This window comes from Micromonospora sicca (assembly GCF_003172935.1).
In the GTDB taxonomy this organism is placed as follows: Bacteria; Actinomycetota; Actinomycetes; order Mycobacteriales; family Micromonosporaceae; genus Micromonospora; species Micromonospora sicca.
Genome location: NZ_QGKS01000006.1, coordinates 1 through 544, shown reverse-complemented (window position 1 = coordinate 544; position 544 = coordinate 1). Strand labels below are relative to the sequence as shown.

Sequence of the window (544 nt, the reverse complement as noted above, 5' to 3'; positions counted from 1 at the left end):
GCGGGTCACCGGCGGCGGGGCGGGGGGGGGGGGCGAGGTCGGCGGCGACCTCCAGCGCGGCGGCGCGAAGCGCGATCAGGCTCAGGTCGTGGCCCAGCGAATCGTGCATCTCGTGGGCGATCCGGGCCCGTTCCCGCAGCCGGATCCGGTCCACCGCGCCACGCCGCTCCCGGTCCACCGCCTCGGCGTGCCGCCGCTCGGTCGCCGCCAGCGCCCGCTGCTGCCGCCGGTGCCGGCCGAGCAGCCAGGGGAACACCCCGCCGAAGAGCAGCACGGACGCCAGCAGGTACCAGGTCGCCGGCCCGGTGCCGAGCAGGCCGAGGTTGAGCCCGGTGCCGGCGGCCGCGATCGCTCCGAAGACCGCGGCGGCCCGCGCGGTGCCCGCGCCGCGCCGTCCGGCGAGATAGCTGAAGACCGGGATGGCGAAGACGAAGTTGCCGTCGAGCAGCGAGCCGAGCACCACCGCCACCAGGGCGGTCAGCGGCAGCCGCCGACCGCCCTGGTGGCGGTGGTGCTCGGCTCGCTGCTCGACGGCAACTTCGTC

Annotated in this window: 1 protein-coding gene; it reads right to left on the bottom strand. The window is 77.2% G+C overall.

Features of this window, described 5'->3' with window-relative positions:
* On the bottom strand, window positions 1-544 hold a 544-nt coding region (locus tag DKT69_RS00030), incomplete at both ends, for a histidine kinase (RefSeq protein ID WP_236647217.1).